This is a genomic window from Anaeromyxobacter sp., assembly GCA_016718565.1.
Taxonomy (GTDB): domain Bacteria; phylum Myxococcota; class Myxococcia; order Myxococcales; family Anaeromyxobacteraceae; genus JADKCZ01.
In genome coordinates this window covers 104,904-125,261 of the sequence record JADKCZ010000010.1, presented here as the reverse complement: position 1 = coordinate 125,261, position 20,358 = coordinate 104,904, and the positions used below count along the sequence as shown (strand labels likewise).

Here is a 20,358-nt window from a genome sequence, read left to right as displayed (position 1 = left end):
GGGGCGCGCCTCAGAGCGACTCGAGGAGCCGGTCGAGCGAGGCCGAGAAGGCGACGATGCGGGCCCAGCCCGCCGGGATGATCTCCTGGCTGTGGGCCAGGTGGTTGCGCAGCTCCTCCAGCTCCTTGACGGCGCGCAGCTTCGCCTTGCGGGACAGCTCGGGCGCCACCTGCTGGCCCACCTCGGGGATGCGCAGCGCCAGCTGGCCCTTGTCGGAGAACTGCAGGCAGTCGAGCAGGGCCACTTCCTGTCCGCGCCGGCGCCGCTCGGCCTGCAGCGCCTCCGCCTTCTGGAGCCGGCCCGGCGCCACGTGGAGCCGCCAGGCCTCGCCGGGGAAGGCGCCCTCCACGCTGCGGGCCAGCACCATCTCCAGCACCGTGAGCATGCCGAACATGAACATCCGCACCGGCGGCTTCTCCAGGTCCTGCAGCGTGACGACGGCCGCCACCTCGTCGAGCACCGTCACGAAGCAGCGCTCGTTGACGGCCAGCGACTGGATGACCTCCTGCAGCGAGGCGTCCTCGGCCACCAGGTCGTCGGGCCCGAAGGGGCGCAGGTGGTCGCCGCAGCGCCCGGCCCCGAGCCCGGCCCGCTCCACGTAGCCGCGCACCAGGCCGCCGCGGCGCACCCCCACCCGGTCGAAGCCGCGCTCGGCCATGAAGCGCCTCACCTCCGCGGCCGGGCGGTCCGCGTCGAAGGAGGCCAGCGGCTCGGCCACGTCCATGGCGACGAAGCCGTCCAGGAAGACCCGCCGCAGGCGGCGGCGCGAGGCGTCCCCGCGCGGGGAGAGCACGGCCTGCGGGCCGCCCGGCCGCCGCGGCGTCACGCCTGGCCTCCCGGCCCGGCCTCGGCCAGCGCCTCGCCCCCGGCCGGTCCGGGCGCCCCGGCCTCGGCGGCGGTCTCGCCGGCCCGGTCGAGGGCCACCTTGAGCAGCACCGGCCCGGCCAGCTCGTTGACCGCCACCACCGCCACCACCAGCGCCCCGAAGGACGTGCCCAGCTGCGGGAACTGGGCGGTCACCTGGCTGGCGATGCCGAGGGCCAGCCCGGCCTGCGGCACCAGCCCGGCGAAGCCCCACCGCGCCAGCACCGGCGGGTCACCGGCCAGCCGCGACGAGAGCCGGCCGCCCACCACCGCGAGGGCGGCCCGGGCGCCGGCCAGCAGCAGCGCCGCCGGCCAGAGCTGCGCCAGGAGGCCGAGGTCGAGGTGGGCCCCGGCGGTGGCGAAGAAGATCACGTAGACCACCTCGCCGGTCCGCTCCACCTCGTGCAGCAGCACCTTCCCCTGCGAGGTGAGGTTCTGCACCACGAAGCCGGCCACGATGAAGACCAGCAGCCACTCGAAGGAGAGCCAGGCGAACAGGTGGGTGAAGACCAGCCCGAGCGCCACCAGCACGATGAGGACGTGGCGCCCCACCGCCCACAGGTAGAGGGCCAGCCCGAGCCCCAGGGTGGTGCCCACCGCCACCGAGCCCACCAGCTCGTCGGCCAGGTGGCCGAAGGAGGCCAGCGAGACGGCGGCGCCCGGCTCGAGCAGCGGCCGGGCCAGGGTGGTGGCCACCGCCAGCACCACCACCACCACCACGTCGCTGGTCATGACGAAGTTGAGCGAGAAGCTGGTGAGCGGCCCCCTGGCCCGGGTCTGGGCCACCACGCCGAGCAGCGCGGAGGGGCTGCGGGTCACCGCCACCGCCCCCCACAGCAGCGCCGCCCCCGCCAGCGCCGCCGGCTCCAGCCCCTGGGCGAAGGGGATGAGCGGGCGCGCGGCCGCGAAGACCGCGGCCATGCCCACGAGCCCCAGGCCGTTCTGCACCAGGGTGGCGACCCCCAGCCCGCGCAGGCCGGCGCGCAGGCCGGCCAGCCGCAGCTCGGCGCCGCCCGCCAGGGCGATGAGCGCCAGCGCCAGCGCGTTGACCGCCTGCAGGTCCTCCACCGCCTGGTGCCCCACCACGCCCAGGCCGTGCGGCCCCACCGCCACCCCGGTGAGCAGGAAGGCGGTCAGGTGCGGCACGCCGAGCGGCTCGGTGACCAGGGCGGCCGCCCCGGCCACCAGCAGCAGGAGCCCGATGGCCGCGATGGTGCCGGCCCGGGGGCCCGCCTCGGGCGCCAGCCGGGTGGCCACCGCCACCAGGGCCAGCAGCCCCAGGGCCACCGAGGCCACGGCCAGGCGGGAGGCCATGCCGCGACGGGGCCCGGCCGCGCTCACGTCCCCTCCCCGGCCGCGGCGACGGCGGCGGCGGGCGCGCCGGGCGGCGGCGCCGGGGCCGGCAGCTCACCGGCCAGGCGCAGGGCGCGGCGCAGCGCCGGGGCGGCCAGCAGCTCGCCGGCCAGGAAGGCGCAGGCCGCGGCGGCCAGCACGGTGGCCCCGGCCCGGCCCGGCAGGCGCAGGGCGAAGGCCAGGCCGACGAAGACGCCGAAGGGGCCGGGCGAGAGGCGCGCCACCGGCAGCGCCGCGCCGGCCCTGAGGGCGGCGGGCTCGGCCAGGCCGAGGGCGGGCCCGGTCAGCAGCTTGGCCAGGAGCGCAGCCCCGCCCGCCGCCAGCGCCACCACCAGCAGCCCGGGGTGGGCGCCGGGATCGAGCAGCGCGCCGGCCAGCACCAGCGCCGGCAGCGCCACCGCCCCCTCCAGCGTCCGGGCCAGGCCCGCCAGCGCGGCCGCCTGGCCGGAGAGCAGCGCCGCCACCAGCCCCAGCACCAGGCCGGTGGCCATGGAGGAGACCCCCAGCGTGGCCGACAGCCCGATGCCGAGCAGCGAGATCCCGAAGAGCGCCACCGCGGCCTGGTCGCGCCCGGGCGAGAGGCGCACCAGCAGGGCCGCCGCCAGGCCGAGCACCGCGCCCAGCACGAGCCCCGCCGCCGCGGCTGCTGCCAGGCCGAAGCGAACCGCCAGGGGCGCGCCGGGCACCAGCGCGAACAGCACCACGGTGGCGGCGACGGGCAGCAGGTCGTCGCTCTCGGCCAGGTCGCAGACCAGGTCGGTCACCGGGCCGCGGGCGCCCAGCCGGGTGGCCAGGCCGGCCAGCGCGTCGCGCGCCGTGGGCGCCAGCGCCACCCCGGCGCCACCCGCCACCAGGATCACCTCGAGCGGCAGGGGCCAGGTCGCGCCGGAGGCCGCCGCGACCGCCGCGGCCACGGCCAGGCCGGTCAGGAGCGCCAGCGCGGTGGCGCCGGCCAGCCGCCCCGGGCCGATGCGCCGCCCGTCGCGGACGCCGGCCGAGACCCCCAGCGCCACCGCCAGCCAGCCCACCGCCACCTCGGCGAGGGGTGCGGCGCCCTCCAGGAGCCCAGGACCGACCACGCCCAGGCCGCCGGGCCCGAGCGCGCCCCCCGCCAGCAGCGCCACCGCGCCGGCGCCCACCGCGGTGCGGCCCACCAGGGCCGCGCCCACCCAGGCCACCGCCAGCAGCGCGGAGATGGCCGCCAGCGTGGTCACGGCCGCCCCTCCGGGGCGCGATCCTCGACCCGCACCGGCCGCACCAGCGAGAGCAGGTGGGGCACGCGCACGCGCGCGCCGCCGGCCTCCTCCAGCACCGTGGCCAGCAGGCCGAGCCCGACCACCCGCCCGCGGTGGCCGCCCAGCTCCACCAGGTCACCGGGCCGCAGCGTCCGCCCCAGCACCAGCGGGAGCCCGGCCAGCGCCGAGGCGGCCAGCGGCGCCGCGGCCAGCCCCAGGGCCAGCAGGGCGGCGCGGGCCAGGCCGCCCAGGAGCCCGTCGGCGCCGGCGGCGGAGGCGCCCAGCAGGAGCGCCAGCAGCACGATGGCCACCCGCACCAGCCGGCCCACGGCGGGGGCCAGGTCGCGGGGCAGCCAGCGCAGCGTGGCGTCGCCGCGCGCCACCGCGTCGAAGAAGACCTCGGCGCCGCGGACCAGCAGCGCCACCAGCACCACGCCGACGGCGCCCACCACCAGCAGCGGCACCGCGCCCGCCAGGCCGCCGCCCAGGGACACCAGCGGCTCGGCCAGCGCCGCCGCGATCCGGTCGCGCGAGCCCCGGGTGAGCTCGAAGTGCGACAGCGCCGAGAGGCCCCAGGCCACCGCCACGCCGGCCTGCGCCACGAAGCGGCCCAGCCGGAGCGCCACCGCGGCGGCCCCGCGCACCGCCGGCCCGCTGGCCAGCTCCACGCCGGCCACGGCCAGCGCCGGGACGTGGGTCTCGGCGGCCTCGAGGCGCCCCGCGGCGGCCACGGCGGCTCGCCCGATGGAGCGGGCCAGCAGGAGCGCCACCAGCCCGCTGAAGACCAGCATCGACAGCTTGTAGATGACGTCGTGGGCGGCCTGCCGGCGCCGCTCCGCCTCCAGGGCCGCGCGCAGGCTGGCCAGGGAGCGCCCGGCCAGCTCGGAGAGCCCCATGGCCTCGGCGGCGGCGTCCTCCGGCCCGAGCTGGAGCACGGTGGTGTCGCCGACCCGCAGGAGCGCCCCGTCCGGCCCGACCTCCAGGGTGGCCGCGGCCCCCGGCGAGGCCGCCACGGCCGCCTCCAGGGCCCTGGTGGCGTCGCGGGCCCGCTGCCCGGCCGGGAGCTCGCCGCGCGCCGACCGCAGCTCGAGGATCCGCTGGTCGCGCAGCCGCAGCCAGGCGCCGGGCTCGGAGGTCGGGGCCGCCGCGGCGGCGCCGCCGACCAGGAGGAGCGCCGCCAGCGCGATCGAGGACAGGAAACGGTTGGTCGGTCGCATCGCCCCTCGGAGCCCCGTGAGCCCCGGCACCGCCCCGGGGCGGCAGGAGTATATGGGCGGGGCGGCCGGCTGCCCACGGGTCCGGCGCCGGAGGTGGACTAAGCTGGCGGTCTCACCGCCTGGAGGGACCCACATGCCCCGCCTCGCCGCCGCGCTCGCCGTCGCCCTGCTGCTGGCGCCCCGCCCCGCGCCGGCCGCCACCTACGAGGTGGGGCCGGGCCAGCCGCTCGCCTCCATCGGGGCGGTGCCCTGGGAGGCCCTGACCGCCGGTGACGTGGTGCGCATCCACGCCCGGGCCGAGCCCTACGCCGAGAAGTGGGTGCTGTGCGGCCGGGGCACCTCGGCCGCTCCCATCCGCGTGGTGGGGGTGCCGGACGCCGGCGGGGCGCTGCCGGTCATCACCGGCGAGGGGGCCAGCACCCGGCCGCAGCTGAACTTCTGGAACGAGGAGCGGGCCCTGCTCAAGATCGGCGGCGCCAACTCGCCAGCGTGTGAGACGCCGGAGTGGGTGGTGGTGGAGAAGCTCCACCTGCGGCGCGCCCGGGCACCGCTGGCCTTCACCGGGCGGAACGGCGCCTCGAGCTACGCGCAGAACGCCGCCGCCATCTTCGTGGAGGCCGGTCGCCACGTCACCATCCGCGGCTGCGAGCTCGAGGACAGCGGCAACGGCCTCTTCTCCGCGGCGGGCGTCGAGGACCTGCTGGTGGAGGGCTGCTTCATCCACGGCAACGGCAACGTCGGGAGCGCCTTCGAGCACAACTCCTACACCGCCGGCCACGGCGTGACCTTCCTGGGGAACCGCTACGGCCCCCTCTGCGACCGGTGCTCCGGCAACGCGCTCAAGGACCGCTCGGCCGGCAGCGTCATCCGCGCCAACTGGATCGAGGGCGGCAACCGGCAGCTCGACCTGGTGGACGGGGAGGACGACCCCGCCATCGTGGCCGACCCGGCCTACGCCGACACCTTCGTCTCCGGCAACGTGCTGGTGGAGCGCGACGGCGCCGACAACAACCAGATCGTCCACTTCGGCGGCGACAGCGGCGCCACCTCCGACTACCGGCCGCGCCTCTGGTTCTGGAACAACACGGTGGTCTCGACCCGCAGCGGCAACACCACGCTCTTCCGGCTCTCCACGGCGGCGCAGCAGGCCTCGGTCTTCGCCAACGTGTTCCTGGCGACCGCGTCCGCCGGCCACCTGGCGGTGGTGGAGGGGGCCGGCCCGCTGGCGCTGGGCGGCAACTGGCTCAGCGCCGGCTGGGTGCGCACCCACTCCGGCGTGGCGGTGGGCGTGACCGACGCCGGCGGCAACCTCACCGGCGCCGACCCCGGCTTCGTGGACCTGGCCGGCCAGGACTTCTGGCTGGCGCCCGGCTCGCCGGCGCTGGACGTCGGGGTGGCGCTGCCGGCGGCCGCGCTGGCCCACCCGCTCGACGTGACCTACGTGCCGCACCAGGCCACCGCGCCGCGGCCCGCCGGTGGGCCGGCCGACCTGGGCGCCTTCGAGCGGGAGACCGGCGTGGCGCCCCCGGCCGATCCCCCGCCCGAGGAGGCCGGCGGCTGCGGCTGCGGGAGCTCGCGGGGCGGGGCGGCGGCGCTGCTGGCGCTGCTCGGGGCCTTCGTCCTGGCCCGGGCGGGCCGGCGGCGGCGACGGCCGACCGGGCACGCTCCGCGCTCGCCCCGCTAGGGCTTCCTGGCGGGCACCCGCCAGGCGAAGCGGATAACGGCGGTGGCGCGGGCCTCGTCGAACGAGAACTCGGTGACGCCGTCGAGCGGGCGCTCCAGGTCGAAGATCCCCTGGCAGATGGCGTGCCAGCTGTGCAGGTAGCCGGGCGAGGCGAAGGCCTGTGGCGCCACGTCGTCGAACCGGATCTCGGCCTGGTGGGTGCCGATCCGCTGGAAGGAGACGGTGCTGAAGTCGCGGTAGGCGAGCGGCCAGCCCCGGGGGATGAGCTGGATGACCCGGCCCGGCCCGTCGAAGAAGAGGCGCACCGCGCCCTCCACGAAGACCTTGTGGAGCGGGCGCTGCAGCACCTGGGCCATGCCGCGGCGCCAGAGCGACACGGCCTCGTCCATCCCCAGCACCGCCACGGTCGCGTCCACCAGGAAGTGGTGGTGCCCGACCTCGAGCCAGGAGCTGCCGGCCGCCCCGTCGATGACCTCCAGCGAGGCCGGCGGCACGAGCGACCGGACCGCGTCGCGGGTGCCCGGGCGGAAGCCGTCGATGATGACCAACATGTCCCGGGCGCTGCTGGCTCGCACCGCCGGGGCCCGACCGGGCGCGCTCACCAGGCGAGGCTAGCAGAGCGGGGAGGCCGGGGCCCTGTCCCGTCGTGCCCGGACTGGCCCCGGATCAGCGCTGCGTGGTGTGGTTCGCCTGCGCACCTGCTGCGCGCCGCCACGCCCGGTGCGCGCCCGGGTGCACCTGCCGCGCTACGGCTTGGGGTGCTCCAGCAGCCAGCCGAAGACGTCGAGTCCCAGCCGCCCCAGGTAGATGTCGTCGAAGATGTAGTGGCTGCCCCCCGGAACGAGGGTGAACGCCGCGTCCCGGCGGGGCGGCGCGGGGCAGGCGAGGAGCTGGTCCATCACCGCCTGCTCCGCCTGCGGGCTGTCGTCGGCGCCGTGGAGCGCCCAGATGGCCACCTTCCCGAGATCGCAGCCGGCTCGCGTCCAGGCGGCGCCCGGGGACCCGACCAGGAGCGCCGCCGCCGCGACCTTCGAGTCCTGGTAGAGGCCCAGGTAGTCCCAAGCCGCCCTGGATCCGCAGGAGAGGCCCGTGAGGAAGACCCGCTTCGGATCGACGCGGTAGCGCGTGACCGCCCAGTCGACGAACGCCGCCACCTCCGGCCCCAGGGCGCACTCCGACCCCAGGCTGAAGTGCTGCGGCGACAGCACGATGAAGGGGTGGTCGGGGGACCAGCCGCCGTGGGCGATCATGGCCGGGACCGCCCAGCTCACCAGGTTGGCCGAGACGTTCGTCAGCCCGTTCCCGTTGCCGGCGCTGCCGTGGAGGAACACCAGGAGCGGGCGCGGCAGGCCGTCCTCGTACCCAGGCGGCAGGTATTCGAGGAAGGCGCTGGGCGCCGTCGTGCTGCCGCGCGGCCGCTCGACCTGGGTGGACAGCCCGATCTCCGCCACGACCTGCTCGCCGCCCGCCGCCGCGACGAGCCGCACGACGCGCGGTGACGCCCCTGCGGCGGGCGGCGTGTAGCGCACCGTGGCCCCGGTCGTGCCCGAGAGCGTCCCGACGTCGGGCGACAGGCTCCAGGTGACCTCCCGCGCCACGCCTCCGGCGCTGGCGGTGAAGGTGACGGGGCCGCCGCCCAGGCTGACGCCGCCGGCCCGCGGCGGTGCCACGGTGAGCGGAGCGCCGCCGCCCACGCGATAGACGCCCACCGGGTAGTAGGGCGCGGGGTAGGCGAGCCAGTCCAGGTACCCCAGGTTCGCCACGGCGAGCTCGGGCCGGCCGTCGCCATCGAGGTCGGCGAGGGAGGCGAAGGCCGGGTGGGCCACCGCCACGGCGGAGTGGAGCGCGCCGCGGAAGGTCCCGTCTCCGCGCCCGAAGAAGACGCTGATCCGCTGGTCCGTCCGGTCCGAGGTGAGGTCCAGCGCGGTCAGGGTCGTGACCACCACGTCGGCCCTGGCGTCGCCGTCCACGTCACCGATGGCCACCGCCGCAGGCGCCCTCCCGGTCCGGTAGTCCACCCGATCCGGGAAGGTGCCGTCGCCCTTCCCCAGGAAGACGCTCAGGGTGCTGGCGGCGAAGTCCGACGCGACGGCGTCGAGCGCGCCGTCGCCGTCGAGGTCGCCGAGCGCCAGGCCGCGTGGCTCCGGGCCGGAGGGGTAGGTCCTCCTGGGAGCGAAGGTGCCGTCGCCCTTGCCGAGGAGCACGCCCAGGCCCCCGCCGCCGGCGTCCGCCAGGACCAGGTCCGGTCGGTGGTCCCCGTCGAGGTCGCCGAGCGCCGCCACGTTGAGGCCGGCGCCGCTCGACACCTCGGCCAGCGGCCCGAAGGTCCCGTCGCCGTTCCCCATGAGGACGCCCGCGGCGCCCGTGCCCTGGCGTCCACGGATCACCAGGCCGCCGAGCTCGAAGGGAGCCCCGCTCACCACCAGGTCCTGCTTCCCGTCGGCGTCGAGGTCGCCCACCTCCACCCAGCCCGGTGCGGCGCCGGCCGGGACGTCGCGCCTCGGCTGGAAGGTCCCGTCCCCGTTCCCGAGGAGGACGCTGAGCGATCCCGCCCTCCGGTTCGCGGTCACGAGGTCGGGTCGACCGTCGCCGTCGAAGTCGCCCACCGCGACCTTCCAGGGGCCGGACCCGGTCGTGGGCTCGGGCCTCGCCTCGAAGGTGCCATCGCCGCGCCCGAGGAACACCCCGACCCTGTTCGCCGTGTCGTAGGCGACGGCGAGATCGGGGTGGCCGTCGCGGTCCAGGTCCGCGATGGCGAGGGTCGCGTGGTCCGCGCCGTAGCGGACGTCGACGCCGCCCGCAGGCAGGAGCGAGAGGCCGGCGGTGTCCGCCGGGACGTCGACCGGGGCGGTGGTCGTGCACGCCACCGCCACCGTGGTCACGTCGGCGCCCGCCACGCCGCCGGCCGCGTCCGCGACGGCGCAGGCCTGGGCTGGCGACGTGGGCTGCTGGCGCACCGAGACCGCGTAGGTGGTGCCGTCCGGCGCTGGCGTGGCGAAGGCGAAGCGCGTCGCCCCGGCGCTCACGGCCAGGTCCGCCTGGCCGGGCGTGGCCAGGACCAGCCCGCTCCCCGCCAGCCCCGTGATCGTTCCACCGATGGTGTAAGTCTTCTGGCCCTTCCCGCCTCCGCACCCCAGGCCCCCGCAGGCCAGCAGCAGGACCGCACCCAGCGCCACGCGTCCGCTCCGCGTCACCATGGCCGCCCCCTGAGTGGCGCGCGGCTGCGACCTCGAGCTGGCTCCCCTGCGCGGTCGGCCAGGGGCGGTCACGATCGGCGCCACCAACGCCTAGCGTGGACCCTGGCGCAGGGACCATCGCTGCCACGGTGCCGCAGGGCCCACCCGGTATGCCCCCGGCGTCGTCACCCCAATGGCAGCCCCGGCCGGGCGACGCTGGCTCAGGAGAGGTGGCTCGGGCCGGAGCTCGCGCCGCGGCGCCTCGCCCCGGGGTTCAGGCCGGGGTCGTCAGGCTCACCATCCAGTGGACGCCGAAGCGGTCCACGCACATCCCGAAGTAGGGGCCCCAGGGCGCGTTGGCGAGCGGCATGGCCACCGTCCCGCCCTCGGAGAGGAGGGCGAAGGCGCGGTCGGCCTCGGCCTTGTCCTTGGCCACGATGGAGACGTGGAAGTTGTTCCCCACCTGGAGGGGCGGCCCGAACCCCGGGACCGCGTCGCTCGCCATGAGGTGCACCGCCTCGGTGATGGGCAGCTGGGCGTGCATGACCTTCCCCTTGGCGTGCTCCGGGACGTTGGGGATGAAGGTCGACTCGCCGAAGGTCTGGCGAAACACCACGCGGGTGCCGAAGACCGACTCGTAGAGCCGGAGGGCCTCGTCGGTGGTGCCGGCGAAGTTCAGGTAGACGTGCACGTGCTGCATGGCGGGCTCCTCCTGGGGGTTCCACCCTTGGTAGGGACGGCCGGGCGGCCGCGCAAGGCCCCGGGGAGGAAGGGGGCGGAGCCGACCATGAGGTCTCTGCCCCTTGACTCCCCGTCGCAGGGGCAGTACCTATCCGCCCGTCAACACCGGCTGCTGCGCCGGAGGAGGTGTCCTGTGCCTATTCAGCCCAACGGTGTCCCGGGATGCTCCTCGACGTGCGCGTAGCCGTTCGCCCGCTCCATCATCACTGACGGGTTCCCGGTGCGCGCTCCCCTGGAGCGCTGCGTCCGCAGTTCGTGTGTACCCACGCCCTCGCTGGCGAGGGCGCGACAGGGAACCGTCTTCATGTCCAAGAGAACGCACCGATCCGGCGCGCGGTCGTCGCGCGCCCAGCATCTCCCCTCGTACCCAGGAGAATCAGAGTCCGGCGCCATGGGGCACCGGCAAGAGCGACTCGAACGAATCCTTCACGACGAGGTCCAGACCCTTCTCCGCGACGAGGCGGCCGACCCGGCCATCGACGGCGTCCGCCTTGTCTCCGTGCAGCTCTCGTCCGACGGCGGCCTCGCCCGCATCGCCTACGTGGTGGTGACCGACCGCACCGAACTGCACCTGGTCGAGCGGTCGTCCAAGGAGGCCCTGGTGCGAGCCACGGGCTTCTTGCGCGCCCGCCTGGCCGCGCTGCTGAACCTGAAGAGACTGCCGCGGCTGTCCTTCACCTTCGTGGCGGTCCAGGAACCCGGCGCGGCCGGTCCGCCGCTCGGGGGTGATCCATGACCCGGGTGATTCCACCCCGTCCGGACCAGACCGGGATCCCGATCCTGGTCTGGGGCCGGACCGAGCCCGACGGCGCGGTCGCCCAGCTCGAGCGCATCGCTGGCCAGCCCTACGTGGTCGGCCACGTGGCGGCCATGCCCGACCTCCACGTCGCGCAGGGTGTGGCCGTGGGCACGGTCTTCGCGACCGACGGCGTCGTGGTGCCCTCGGCGCTGGGCGGCGACCTCGGCTGCGGGGTCGCGGCCGTCCGGTTCGACCTGCCGGCCCGCGCCCTCTCGGGGCGGGACCTGCGGAGCATCCTCGCTGGCTGGGCGAGCCGAATCCCAGTTGGAGATGCGGTCCAGCGCGGCAAGGGGGCGTCCATGCCGGATGCGCTCCTCGCCGCGTCCCTCTCGACGAGCTCCCTGGAGCACGTCCGGGAGCGGCTGGCCGGCCGGCACCTCGGGACGCTGGGGGGTGGTAACCACTTCGTGGAGCTCGACCGCGACCCGGGCGGTGCGGTGTGGCTCCTCGTGCACTCAGGCTCTCGCGGCCTGGGCGCCGCCGTGGGCGCACACCACGTCAAGGCAGCCGCCGCCGCTGGGATTGGCAGCGTGCCGGGGCTCCCGGTGAGCTCGGAGCCGGGCAGGGCGTGCCTCTCCGACATCCGGTGGGCGCTCGCCTTCGCCGCCGCGAACCGGGACGCGCTGCTGGCCGCGGCGGCGCAGGTCATCGAGGAGGTCACGGGCGTGGCGCCCGAGGCGAAGAGCCGCATCGACGTCCACCACAACTTCGTCCAGGAGGAGGAGCACCTCGGCAGGAGGGTCTGGGTCCACCGCAAGGGAGCCATCTCCGCGCCGGCTGGCGCGCCAGTGCTCATCCCGGGGTCGATGGGCACCGCCTCCTACATTGCCGAGGGGCTCGGAGAAGCGACGTCGTTCCGGTCGGCGTCGCACGGCGCTGGCAGGGTGATGACGCGGAGGGAGGCGCGAGACCGGATCTCAGTCGAGCGGCTCACAGGGGCGATGCGCCGGGTCGTCCATGACGAGCGGAGGGCCCGCTCGCTCGTGGAGGAGGCACCGTCCGCGTACCGCGACATCGCCGAGGTCCTCGAGGACGAGGCCGACCTCGTCGTGGCGCGGCTGCGGCTGGAGCCGGTCGTGGTGCTCAAGGGATAGAGGGGCCGCCGGGGGTCACGTGGGCCGCAGCTTCTCCGTAGGCGCGGCCCACGTGCTTTCCCCAGGCCCAGGACCAGGCTCGTTCCCGAGCCCCTTGGCCAGGCCTTGGCCAGGACCCCAGCATCCCTGGGGTCAAAGGAGCCGACACATCAGTGCAAAAGCCGGAGCCGTCCTGTAAGCCGGGTTCTGTCCCGCGTCGCCTCACGGCTTCGCGGTGGCAAACATTCCTCTCGAACGCGCGTTGCCGCGCGCCTTCAGCGAGCCGTACCCGGAGGCTAGGGCGAGCCGCCCGACACCCCGCCAGCTTCGGCGGAGACGCCTCCCTATTTGCTCTTGCACCAGGTGGGGTTTGCCTTGCCACTCCTGTTACCAGGAGTGCGGTGCGCTCTTACCGCACCGTTTCACCCTTGCCACGCGCGCCTCGCGGCGCCGTTCGGCGGTCTGTTCTCTGTGGCACTTTCCCGCGGGTCGCCCCGGCCGGTCGTTGACCGGCACCCTGCCCTGTGGTGCCCGGACTTTCCTCGGCGGACACGAAGTCCGACGCGTTTGCCCGGACGGCTCCGGCGAGTGCGGTCTAGCACGCGCGTCCCTGAAGGAGCAACGCGGAGGGTCCGCGCCCGCTGTGGGCCGTGCCACGGGCCACCGCGATGTTTGGCGCTGCGAGGTGGGCCGGCAGGTGAGAACGGCCGCCTCCCGCGGTCACCCGCTGTTGCGCCGCTGGGCGGCGGCGGCCTCGCCGAGCGCGAGCCGGGCGGCGTACCGGTTGTGGCGGGCGCAGACCACCCGGAGGTTGGCCGCGGTGGTTGGGCCACCCATGGCGAGCGGGACGAGGTGGTCGAGCTCGAGCCGGTGGGTGGCGCCGCAGGGGCCGCCGAGGTCGAGCGGGAACTGGCAGCGCTGGCCGTCGCGCAGCCAGACCTCGCGGCGGACAGCGGCGGGGATGAAGCGGGGGTGGGGTGCGGGGGCGGCGGCTGGTTGCTCGCCTGTCAGGGCATTCGGGGAGGCGGTGTCGGCGGGATTGGCGTGACCGTCGGCCTCGTGGTGAGCGGCGGGCTTGGGGTGTGCGGCGGACTTGGGCTGTGCAGCGGACTTGGGGTGTGCAGCGGACTTGGGCTGTGCAGCGGACTTGGGCTGTGCAGCGGACTTGGGGTGTGCGGCGGCCTCGTGGTGAGCGGCGGACCTGGGGTGAGCGGCGGTCTTGGGCAGAGCGGCGGACCTGGGGTGAACGGCGGGCTTGGCGGCGCCGGAATCCTTGGCGTCATCGTCGCTCGGGGCGGAGGCTGAACCCGCTGGGACGGTCGGCTTGTCCAGGCAGGCCGGCTGCTCAGCAATGCTGGCCACCTGCGCGCCGGCGCGAGCGCCGGCGGGTTTGCCGGCGGGTAGGGCCCTCCTCCTCGCCTGCTTCTGCAACAAGAGGTCGAGCGCGACCTCCAGCACCTGCGCGGTGGTGGCCCCGGGGAGCGCGTGGGCGAGGCCGTCCCTGGCGGCGGCGACCTTGTCGAGGAGGCGGCGCGAGACGGTGAGGTGGAGGCGGCGCAGGTCGGCGGAGAGGGGCTCGACCTCGTCCATCGGAGGCCTCGCCGAGGCTCGAGGTGGTTCGGACGTCCGAACCAGATCGACCCGAGCGGGGCCGCTGCAGCAGTCCGCGTCGCCGGCAGGAAGGGGATGCGGCACTGCCACCGCCAGCGCGAGTTCGGACGTTGTGCAACCGGAAACACAGGTAACGCCCAGACCGGAGACATCGGTAACGGTGCTCAGGCGGCGATGAAGCCCAGTTCAGGGTGTGCGGTGTGGATCCGGCCAAGGAGCCGACTGAAGAAGTAGAGCCGAAGCAGCCGTCTTCGACCTCGACGATGCCGACCCGTTCGTCCTCGGCAGTGCTGATGAAGTAGGTCGTCCCGAGGAGGTGCGTTGCCTCCTATCTTGAGCGTGACGGTGGAGTACCAGCCGGTACTCCGCACGGCGAGGCGACTCGGGCAGGCTCGCTTTGAACGGGTGTAGATCTTGCTGGGCGGTCGCTGCCGCAACGCTTCGTGCGGGCGCTCGTCGTTGTATTCGCGCTGGAAGAGGTCGAAGCGGTCTTGCTGCGCCTGCATGTCCTCGGCCGGAGGCTGAACGGTCTCCTGCTTGAGCGTCAGGTGGAAGCGCTCGTGACGGCCGTTCTGCTGGGGCTTGCCGGATACGCTCCAGCGCCAGCCGGCCTTCAAGATCTTCACGGCGAGCTTTGTGATGCCCAGCGTGCCCTTGGGGCAGCCCAGGGCTGGCCGTTGTCGACGCGAATGGCCGCTGGCATGCCGAACTCGCGGAACGTCCTCACCAGCGCGCCCAGACGTCTCTGGCGACCTCGTCGCCCGTGCCTTCCCGGCATTGCAGCAAAGGAGGTACCGACTGAATCCGTCGGTGATGGTCAGCGGTCGCATCGAACGCCATCGCCCAGGCGGAACCAGCCCTGAGTCCATCGCCCAGACTGCTTGGGCTTGTCAGCGTGCGAAGTGGCTCCTAGGCTCTGTGGCGTATTCGCTTGCGCTCCATCACGAGCCCGCGCTGCTTCAGCAGTTCGCCGACCGTGCTGGGGCCGGCACATCGAGGCCGAGCGTGTTCGCCTCGAGCCACGCGACGAGCTTCGGGCCCCAGGTCGGGTGGACGCGACGCAGCTCGACCAGGCGATCGCGCACGGCCTCGGGGATGGCCCGGCTATTCGACTTGGGCCGGCGGGACGGTCCACGAGTCCGGCGGCCCCCGAGGCCTCGAACTGATGCAGCCACTTGTACCCGGTCTTTGGCGCCACGCCGAACGCCGCACAGAGGCTGCTGAAGGTCGACCTGTTCTTCCGCTGCGCCAACACGAATCGGAGTCGCTCGCTCATCTGGTCAGCCTGGGCCCAGGGCATGGCCGAGACTGTTACCCATGTCTCCGGTCAGCCCGTTACCGATGTAGCCGGTCTGGACCACGTCCGAACCAATTCGCCCCGGGCGGGTGCTGCGGCCTGCTCTTCGCTCGAGAGCGGGAAGGGCTGCCGCGCAGCGCCGGCCAGCAGGAGTTCGGACGTCCGAATCAGATCGCCCCCAGTGGGTGCACCGGACGAGACGTCTCTGGCGTCGAGCCGCGTCGCCGGGAGGCCCGTCACCACCTCCCGGCGCGGCGGGTCCTGCCTGGGCGAGATGGCCGCTGCCACCTCCTTGGCCTCCCGGGTGGACAGGCCGAAGAACCTGGGCAGCAGCTCGGCCTGGTTCTCCGGCGTCAGCAGCCGGGCCAGCTCGCCCATGGTGGAGAGGCAAAGCCGGCCGTCGCGCAGCGGCGCCTCGACGGCCGGGAAGCGCGGGAGGAGTCGGGCCGCCGTGAAGCGGAGGAAGGCGGCGCCCTTGGAGAGGTGAAGCTCGCGGGTGAGGAAGGCGAACAGGCTCGCGTGGCCGAGCACCTCCCAGCCGCGCCGCTGGTCGAAGTCGGCCAGGGTCAGGAGGAAGTCGGCGGCGGCGGCGCGCTCGCGAGAGAGGAGGCCGGCCAGGGCGTCGCGCAGGGCGCGGGCGTCGGTGAGGGTGGCGGGTGGCTGCGGCTGCCGCTGCGGCGGGCGGGCCGCGAGCCAGGCGGCGGAGGCCTCGCAGGCGACCGGGACCGAGGGCGCGGCGAACACCCCCGGCGCGCGGGCGTCGGAGGGGAGGACGAGGCGGAGGAATTGGGAAGCCATGCACTCAGAGTCGCATGTGGGTCTGACATTCGAGGTGCGTGAAACCAAATAGGGACAGGGGTTTCGCGCGTGTCGGCCCTGTGATCGAGTGCTCCTTTGGTCGAGGTCGGGGTCGTCATGGAGCCCCTCACCCCGGCCCTCTCCCCGGAGGGGAGAGGGAGTACACAACCTCGGGTTCGCGGTCGCGGTCGCGGTCGCGGTCAGCTTGGTCTGCTCTCCCTCTCCCCCACGCCGTGGGGGAGAGGGCCGGGGTGAGGGGGCTGCCCGGGGTCAGGGTCGCGATCCCACCCCGCCCTCACCCCTTCCCCACCCCACGCCTCGGGCAGAGCCCCTCCACCGGGCAGCGCTGGCAGGCCGGCGCGCGCGCCGCGCAGCAGCGGCGCCCGTGCCACACCAGCAGCTGGTGCCCGTGGGCCCAGCGCTCCACCGGCACCAGCGCCCGCAGGTCCTGCTCCACGCGGTCGGGGTCCTCCTGCCGCGTGAACCCCATCCGGCGCGCCAGCCGCCCCACGTGCGTGTCCACCGGGAAGGCGGGCTCGCAGCCCAGGTGCACCAGCACCACCCCGGCGGTCTTGGCGCCCACCCCGGGCAGCGCCTCCAGCCCAGCGCGGGTCCGCGGCACCTTCCCGCCGTGGTGGCGCTCCAGCGCCTGCGCGGCCGCCACGATGGCCTTGGCCTTGTTGCGGAACAGCCCCAGCGTGCGGATGTGGGGCCAGAGCGCTTCGGGCGCGGCGGCGGCGTAGGCGGCGGCGTCGGGGAAGGCGCGGAACAGCCCTGGCGTGGCCCGGTTCACGCCGGCGTCGGTGGACTGGGCCGAGAGGATCACCGACACCAGCAGCTGCAGCTCGTCGCCGAAGTGGAGCTCGATGCGGGCGTCCGGCATGGCCTCGCCGAGCCGGTCGAGGATGGCCACCGCCCGCTCCCGCTCCGCCTCGGTCACCCGCCGCGCACGCCTCGCCGCCATGGCGCCGAATGGTACCATCCGGCGCCGCCGCGACCGCGACCGCGACCGCGACCGCGACTGCGACCCCGACCCCGACCCCGGCCCCGACCTCGACCTCGACCTCGATCCCGACCTCGACCTCGACCCCGATCCCGATCCCGATCCCGACCCCGACCCCGACCTCGACCTCGACCGCGCCCCCGCCCGCGCCCCCATCCGACCCCGCCCCCCCCCCGAGCCCCCTCCATGACCCCCATCGACCTCCGCTCCGACACCGTCACCCAGCCCACCGACGCCATGCGCGCCGCCATGGCCCGCGCCGAGGTGGGCGACGACGTCTTCGGCGAGGACCCCACGGTCAACCGGCTGCAGGAGACCGTCGCCGCGCTGCTCGGCAAGGAGGCGGCCCTCTTCGTCCCCTCGGGCACCATGGCCAACCAGCTCTCGCTGGGCGCGCTCACCCGTCCTGGCGACGAGGTCATCTGCGACTCGGCGGCCCACTGCATCTCCTTCGAGGGCGGCGCGCTGGCGGCGCTCTGGGGGGTGCAGCCCCGCGCCCTCACCGCCCCGCGCGGCCTGCTCGACCCGGCCGCCGTGGAGGCGGCCATCCGGCCGGTGGCGGATCACTACCCGCGCACCCGCGTCATCGAGGTGGAGAACACCCACAACCGCGGCGGCGGCGCCGTCTACCCGCTGGCGCAGCTGCAGGCGCTGGGCGCGCTGGCCCGGGCCCACGGGCTGCACCTCTACATGGACGGCGCGCGGCTCTGGAACGCCTGCGCCGCCTCGGGCCTCTCCCCGGCGGCATACGCCGAGCCGGCCACGCTGGTCTCCACCTGCCTCTCCAAGGGGCTGGGCGCCCCGGTGGGCTCGGTCATCTCGGGGCCGAAGGACCTGGTGGCGGAGGCGCGCCGGCTCCGCAAGCGGCTGGGCGGCGGCATGCGCCAGGCGGGCGTGCTGGCGGCCGCCGGGCTGCACGCGCTCGAGCACCACCGCGCCCGGCTGCCCGAGGACCACGAGAACGCCCGCGCGCTCGGCGAGGGCATCGCCAACCTGCCCGGCGCGCGGCTGCTCCACCCGGTGGACACCAACCTGGTGTTCGCCATCTTCGAGGGGCAGAGCGCCGCCGACCTCTCGCGCCGCTTCGCCGCCGCCGGCGTGCTCTGCCTGCCGGAGGGCTCGCGGCCGGACCTGGTGCGCTTCATCACACACCTACATGTCGGACGCGCCGAGGTGACGGAATCGTTGCGCCGACTGGGTCGCGCGCTGGCCGGCTGACGAGGCGGCGTGCGACCATCGCGGTCGTGTCCGGTCCGCCCGCCACCGCCACCGCCACCGCCACCGCCACCGCCAGCGCCGAGCCGCGACGCCGCCGGGGCGCGCTCGCCCGCGGCGCCGCCTCGATCCCCTCGCCGGCCTGCCCTGCGCTGGCGCTCCTGCTCACCGTCGGCGCCGGCTGCGCCACCGCGCCTCCGCCGCCGCGGATGACCTTCGCCGAGGCCGGCCTGCTCGACGGCGCGCCCCTCCCTCCGCCGCCGCACGCCAGGCCGGACGCGCTGCCCCGGGCCAGCGGGGCCCACACCAGGTCCTCCGACACGTCCCCCGGCGACACCTCGCCGCTCGACACAGGCTTCGTGGTGGTCCCGCCGGTGGCGGTGCCCGCGCCGGAGTCGGTGCCCTCCGAGCCGCCGGAGGGGCCGGCCATCGACCCGCTGCTGCTCCGCTTCGCCGCCGAGGCCCGCGGCCGCCGCCTGGCCGCGCGGCCGGGGCGCGGCTTCCCACCCGAGGAGCAGGCCGCCTGGAGCGCCCTCCTCACCGAGCTCGACGCCTACCTGCTCCGCCCGCTGCCGCAGACGCCGCTGCTGGAGCTGGTCCGCGCCCAGGTCACGGTGGAGGCCGAGCTCGACTTCGACCAGCGCCGCTACGGCCAGGCGCCGGAGGGCCTCGACCTCCAGGTGCGCCGGCGGGCCTCGCGGCTCGGGGTCCGCATCCTGGCGGCGCGCGCCCTGGGCCAGTCCATGTTCGTGGCGCGGCCGCCCGGCAGGCTGCGCTGGCCCCTGGAGGGGGCCGGCCTCTCCAGCGTCTACGGCCAGCGGCTCCACCCGTTCACCGGCGAGCGGCACTGGCACGCCGGCATCGACCTGGCCACCGAGCGCGGCCGCCTGGTGGGCGCGGCCACCCAGGGCTACGTGGTGCGCGCCGGCTGGGCCGCCGGCTACGGCCTGCTGGTGGAGGTGCGCCACCCGGGCGACGTGACCACGCGCTACGGCCACCTCTCGGCGGTGCTCTGCTCGCCCGGCGATCAGCTGGCGGCCGGCCAGGCGCTCGGCGCGGTGGGCTCGACCGGCGTCTCCACCGGGCCGCACCTGCACTTCGAGGTCTGGCGCGGCGGGCGGGTCAGCGACCCCCTGGAGTGGCTGGGCGGAGGCTCGATGCTGGCGACCCCGGCGGCGAGCGGGGGGCCGCGGTGAGGCCGGCGGGGTGTCCGTGAGCCCGCCGCTCGCCCTGGCCCTCTCGCTCCTGCTCGGCGCCGAGGTGGTGGTGCCGGCCGGGGCCTCGCTGGGCGAGGCGCTGGAGCGGCTGGGGCCGGGCGACGTGCTCCGGCTGGGGCCGGGCGTCCACCGCGGCGGGCTCGGCCGCCCGGGTGCCGGCCTGGTGGTGCGTGGCGCGGGCGCCGGCCTCACCGTGGTGGAGGCGCTGCCGGGCGAGGACGGCGCGGTGGCGGTCGGCGCGCTCTCGCTCTCCGGCCTCACCCTGGTGGCCGGGCCCGGGCGCTCGGGGCTCAAGGTGCTGGGCGGCGCGGTCCGGCTCGAGGACGTGGCGCTGTCCGGCGGCTCGGCCGGCCTGTTCGTGGAGAGCGGGCGGGTCGAGGGCCTGGGCGTCCTCCTCGAGGGGGAGTACGGCCTGCTCCAGTCGCGCGGCGAGGTGGCGCTGACGGGCCTCACCGCCACGGGCGGCGCGGCCGGGCTGGCGCTGCTGGGCGGGACGCTGGTGGTGGCGCGCGCCACCGTGACCGGCCCCTCGCGCGAGGCAGCCATCACCGTGGCGGGCGGCGCGGCGCGGCTGGCCGAGCTGATCGTGCGCGACCCGGGCCCCACCGGCCTGGCGGTGTCGGGCGGCGAGGTGATCGGCCGCGACCTCACCGTGGCCGGGCCGCGGGCCAGGCGCGGGCTGGGCGGCGCCTGCCTGCAGGTGCGCCGCGGCACGCTGCGGCTCTCGTCCAGCGAGCTGGTGGCCTGCGGCGGCGCGGCGCTGGAGGCCTCGCGGGCCTCGGTGGTGCTCGACGGCGTGGACGCCGGCGGCGGCGAGGTGGGTGGCCTCATCTTCACCGACCACTCCAGCGCCGAGCTCTCCGCCACCCTCACCACCGGCCACGGGCCGGGGCTGGTGGTGATGCAGGGCTCGCAGGTGTCGGCCTTCGGCGCCCGCTTCTGGGTGCAGCCCGCCATCTGGGCCGACTGCGCCTCCGGGGCCCGGGTCCGCCTCCTCCACGATCCGCAGGCGCGGCAGCCCTGCGCCGCGGTCCCCTGATCGGGAGACCCGCCCGGGATGCCGGCCCTCGACAAG

Annotated in this window: 19 protein-coding genes and 1 other RNA gene; 7 read left to right on the top strand and 13 right to left on the bottom strand. The window is 75.7% G+C overall.

Annotated elements, in window-relative coordinates:
* Window positions 1–10 precede the first annotated feature (10 nt).
* Genes IPO09_17255 through IPO09_17240 form a run of 4 tightly spaced genes read right to left on the bottom strand, consistent with a single transcriptional unit; the run spans window position 11 to window position 4,669 of the window.
* The gene (locus IPO09_17255) at window positions 11–826 is read right to left on the bottom strand and encodes a hypothetical protein (GenBank protein MBK9519056.1); all 816 of its coding nucleotides are present in this window, start codon (window positions 824–826) and stop codon (window positions 11–13) included.
* Entirely contained in the window at window positions 823–2,178 is a 1,356-nt protein-coding gene (locus IPO09_17250) for a cation:proton antiporter (protein MBK9519055.1), read from the bottom strand. Before IPO09_17250 ends, IPO09_17255 begins: the two co-directional genes overlap by 4 nt.
* A gap of 23 nt (window positions 2,179–2,201) precedes the next feature.
* Window positions 2,202–3,431 (bottom strand): potassium transporter Kef, encoded by a 1,230-nt coding sequence (locus IPO09_17245; GenBank protein MBK9519054.1) that lies wholly within the window; start codon window positions 3,429–3,431, stop codon window positions 2,202–2,204.
* Window positions 3,428–4,669, bottom strand: a complete 1,242-nt coding sequence (locus tag IPO09_17240; protein ID MBK9519053.1) for a mechanosensitive ion channel — start codon at window positions 4,667–4,669, stop codon at window positions 3,428–3,430. The genes IPO09_17245 and IPO09_17240 overlap by 4 nt, the downstream gene beginning before the upstream one ends.
* A gap of 133 nt (window positions 4,670–4,802) precedes the next feature.
* On the opposite strand from IPO09_17240, the gene IPO09_17235 reads away from it, so the two are divergent.
* Complete coding sequence (locus IPO09_17235) at window positions 4,803–6,353, top strand: right-handed parallel beta-helix repeat-containing protein (protein MBK9519052.1); 1,551 nt, start codon at window positions 4,803–4,805, stop codon at window positions 6,351–6,353.
* Here IPO09_17235 and IPO09_17230 read toward each other — a convergent pair.
* From IPO09_17230 to IPO09_17220, 3 genes are all read right to left on the bottom strand, one after another.
* A complete protein-coding gene (locus IPO09_17230; GenBank protein MBK9519051.1) occupies window positions 6,350–6,904 on the bottom strand; it encodes a hypothetical protein in 555 nt (184 codons plus the stop codon). The genes IPO09_17235 and IPO09_17230 overlap by 4 nt on opposite strands.
* A 195-nt stretch (window positions 6,905–7,099) precedes the next feature.
* Window positions 7,100–9,529, bottom strand: a complete 2,430-nt coding sequence (locus IPO09_17225) for a VCBS repeat-containing protein (protein MBK9519050.1) — start codon at window positions 9,527–9,529, stop codon at window positions 7,100–7,102.
* Window positions 9,530–9,803: 274 nt separating this feature from the next.
* Entirely contained in the window at window positions 9,804–10,229 is a 426-nt protein-coding gene (locus tag IPO09_17220; protein MBK9519049.1) for a VOC family protein, read from the bottom strand.
* 432 nt (window positions 10,230–10,661) lie between these two features.
* Between IPO09_17220 and IPO09_17215 the strand changes: the two genes are divergently transcribed.
* Together IPO09_17215 and IPO09_17210 are read left to right on the top strand one after the other, a co-directional pair.
* Complete coding sequence (locus tag IPO09_17215; GenBank protein ID MBK9519048.1) at window positions 10,662–11,006, top strand: ribosome-binding factor A; 345 nt, start codon at window positions 10,662–10,664, stop codon at window positions 11,004–11,006.
* Window positions 11,003–12,163, top strand: a complete 1,161-nt coding sequence (locus tag IPO09_17210; GenBank protein ID MBK9519047.1) for an RtcB family protein — start codon at window positions 11,003–11,005, stop codon at window positions 12,161–12,163. Before IPO09_17215 ends, IPO09_17210 begins: the two co-directional genes overlap by 4 nt.
* Window positions 12,164–12,322: 159 nt before the next feature.
* On the opposite strand, the gene rnpB is transcribed toward IPO09_17210, so the two are convergent.
* The 6 genes from rnpB to IPO09_17180 form a co-directional block, all read right to left on the bottom strand.
* An RNA gene (rnpB, locus tag IPO09_17205) (RNase P RNA component class A) lies at window positions 12,323–12,725 on the bottom strand.
* Window positions 12,726–12,862: 137 nt separating this feature from the next.
* Window positions 12,863–13,732: a hypothetical protein gene (locus tag IPO09_17200; GenBank protein ID MBK9519046.1), complete on the bottom strand. Its 870-nt coding sequence runs from the start codon at window positions 13,730–13,732 to the stop codon at window positions 12,863–12,865.
* Between the two features lie 185 nt (window positions 13,733–13,917).
* Window positions 13,918–14,379 carry a transposase gene (locus IPO09_17195; protein ID MBK9519045.1) on the bottom strand — a complete coding sequence of 154 codons (462 nt, stop codon included), beginning with the start codon at window positions 14,377–14,379 and terminating at the stop codon, window positions 13,918–13,920.
* Window positions 14,380–14,570: 191 nt separating this feature from the next.
* Window positions 14,571–15,029: a helix-turn-helix domain-containing protein gene (locus IPO09_17190; protein MBK9519044.1), complete on the bottom strand. Its 459-nt coding sequence runs from the start codon at window positions 15,027–15,029 to the stop codon at window positions 14,571–14,573.
* A 51-nt stretch (window positions 15,030–15,080) separates the two neighbouring features.
* Entirely contained in the window at window positions 15,081–15,848 is a 768-nt protein-coding gene (locus tag IPO09_17185) for a hypothetical protein (GenBank protein MBK9519043.1), read from the bottom strand.
* A 295-nt stretch (window positions 15,849–16,143) separates the two neighbouring features.
* A complete protein-coding gene (locus tag IPO09_17180) occupies window positions 16,144–16,731 on the bottom strand; it encodes an endonuclease III (protein ID MBK9519042.1) in 588 nt (195 codons plus the stop codon).
* Between the two features lie 79 nt (window positions 16,732–16,810).
* On the opposite strand from IPO09_17180, the gene IPO09_17175 reads away from it, so the two are divergent.
* The 4 genes from IPO09_17175 to IPO09_17160 are packed head-to-tail and all read left to right on the top strand — an operon-like array spanning window position 16,811 to window position 20,322.
* Complete coding sequence (locus IPO09_17175) at window positions 16,811–17,041, top strand: hypothetical protein (protein MBK9519041.1); 231 nt, start codon at window positions 16,811–16,813, stop codon at window positions 17,039–17,041.
* Window positions 17,038–18,069, top strand: a complete 1,032-nt coding sequence (locus IPO09_17170) for an aminotransferase class I/II-fold pyridoxal phosphate-dependent enzyme (protein MBK9519040.1) — start codon at window positions 17,038–17,040, stop codon at window positions 18,067–18,069. Before IPO09_17175 ends, IPO09_17170 begins: the two co-directional genes overlap by 4 nt.
* Window positions 18,070–18,095: 26 nt before the next feature.
* Window positions 18,096–19,262 carry a M23 family metallopeptidase gene (locus tag IPO09_17165; GenBank protein ID MBK9519039.1) on the top strand — a complete coding sequence of 389 codons (1,167 nt, stop codon included), beginning with the start codon at window positions 18,096–18,098 and terminating at the stop codon, window positions 19,260–19,262.
* 16 nt (window positions 19,263–19,278) lie between these two features.
* The gene (locus IPO09_17160) at window positions 19,279–20,322 is read left to right on the top strand and encodes a hypothetical protein (protein ID MBK9519038.1); all 1,044 of its coding nucleotides are present in this window, start codon (window positions 19,279–19,281) and stop codon (window positions 20,320–20,322) included.
* Window positions 20,323–20,358 lie beyond the last annotated feature (36 nt).

Bases quoted from the DNA above. Each gene is read 5' to 3' on its own strand.
- IPO09_17210 (MBK9519047.1), top strand. From the start codon at position 11,003: ATGACCCGGGTGATTCCACCCCGTCCGGACCAGACCGGGATCCCGATC.
- IPO09_17230 (MBK9519051.1), bottom strand. From the start codon at position 6,904: ATGTTGGTCATCATCGACGGCTTCCGCCCGGGCACCCGCGACGCGGTC.
- IPO09_17190 (MBK9519044.1), bottom strand. From the start codon at position 15,029: ATGAGCGAGCGACTCCGATTCGTGTTGGCGCAGCGGAAGAACAGGTCG.
- IPO09_17185 (MBK9519043.1), bottom strand. From the start codon at position 15,848: ATGGCTTCCCAATTCCTCCGCCTCGTCCTCCCCTCCGACGCCCGCGCG.
- IPO09_17175 (MBK9519041.1), top strand. From the start codon at position 16,811: ATGGCGCCGAATGGTACCATCCGGCGCCGCCGCGACCGCGACCGCGAC.
- IPO09_17200 (MBK9519046.1), bottom strand. From the start codon at position 13,732: ATGGACGAGGTCGAGCCCCTCTCCGCCGACCTGCGCCGCCTCCACCTC.
- IPO09_17215 (MBK9519048.1), top strand. From the start codon at position 10,662: ATGGGGCACCGGCAAGAGCGACTCGAACGAATCCTTCACGACGAGGTC.
- IPO09_17180 (MBK9519042.1), bottom strand. From the start codon at position 16,731: ATGCCGGACGCCCGCATCGAGCTCCACTTCGGCGACGAGCTGCAGCTG.
- IPO09_17220 (MBK9519049.1), bottom strand. From the start codon at position 10,229: ATGCAGCACGTGCACGTCTACCTGAACTTCGCCGGCACCACCGACGAG.
- IPO09_17235 (MBK9519052.1), top strand. From the start codon at position 4,803: ATGCCCCGCCTCGCCGCCGCGCTCGCCGTCGCCCTGCTGCTGGCGCCC.
- IPO09_17240 (MBK9519053.1), bottom strand. From the start codon at position 4,669: ATGCGACCGACCAACCGTTTCCTGTCCTCGATCGCGCTGGCGGCGCTC.
- IPO09_17250 (MBK9519055.1), bottom strand. From the start codon at position 2,178: ATGGCCTCCCGCCTGGCCGTGGCCTCGGTGGCCCTGGGGCTGCTGGCC.
- IPO09_17170 (MBK9519040.1), top strand. From the start codon at position 17,038: ATGACCCCCATCGACCTCCGCTCCGACACCGTCACCCAGCCCACCGAC.